The 1045-nt window shown below is 47.1% G+C and carries 1 protein-coding gene; it reads left to right on the plus strand.

All coding sequences use genetic code 11. The features are described from left to right. Position 1: 1 nt before the first annotated feature. Positions 2-1027, plus strand: a complete 1026-nt coding sequence (metN, locus tag R7M72_RS26385) for a methionine ABC transporter ATP-binding protein MetN (RefSeq protein ID WP_318056573.1) — start codon at positions 2-4, stop codon at positions 1025-1027. Positions 1028-1045: the final 18 nt, after the last annotated feature.

Consider the following 1045-nt stretch of genomic DNA (forward strand, 5'->3'; position numbering starts at 1 on the left):
AATAAAAAACGTCAATAAAGTGTTCTACCAAGGCAGTAAGGAAATCCTTGCCCTGAAAGACATTAACCTACACATCGCCAAGGGCACCATCTTCGGTGTTATCGGTTCATCAGGCGCTGGTAAAAGTACTCTGATCCGCTGTGTAAACATGCTAGAAGCACCAAGCTCTGGATCCATCATCGTTGATGACGTTGATTTAACAACACTCAGCAAAAAGCAGTTGGTCGAAACGCGCCGCAACATTGGCATGATCTTCCAGCACTTCAATCTGCTTTCGTCTCGTACTGTGTTTGATAACGTGGCTCTACCACTGGAACTGGCTGGCAAAGACAAATCGCAAATCACAACAAAAGTGACTGAGTTGCTAAAGCTTGTTGGCTTAGCGGACAAGCACGAAAGCTATCCGTCCAACCTAAGTGGCGGTCAAAAACAACGTGTGGCTATTGCTCGTGCATTGGCATCCGACCCAAGCGTACTGTTGTGTGACGAAGCCACCAGCGCACTGGATCCTGCAACGACTCAATCCATCCTTGAGCTATTAAAAGAGATCAACCGCAAACTCAACATCACGATTCTACTGATCACCCACGAAATGGAAGTGGTAAAAAGCATCTGTCACGAAGTGGCGATCATCGGTGGTGGTGAATTGGTTGAGAAAGGCACGGTTGGCGATATTTTTGCGCACCCTAAAACGGAACTGGCTCACGAGTTCATTCGTTCCACATTGGATCTTTCCATTCCAGAAGATTACCAAGCGCGTTTGCAACCAAATCGTGTTGAAGGCAGCTACCCTCTTGTCCGTATGGAATTTACTGGCGCAACCGTAGATGCACCGTTGATGTCGCAGATTTCGCGTAAGTACAACATCGACGTCAGCATTCTGAGTTCCGATCTTGATTACGCCGGCGGCGTGAAGTTCGGCATGATGGTCGCAGAGCTGTTTGGTAATGAACAAGACGACAGTGCAGCAATTGAATATCTGCGCGAGCACAACGTAAAAGTAGAGGTACTTGGTTATGTCCTTTAATACGATTTCTGAATGGCT

The sequence above is a fragment of the Vibrio sp. YT-18 genome (genome assembly GCF_033337345.1).
Taxonomy (GTDB): domain Bacteria; phylum Pseudomonadota; class Gammaproteobacteria; order Enterobacterales; family Vibrionaceae; genus Vibrio; species Vibrio alginolyticus.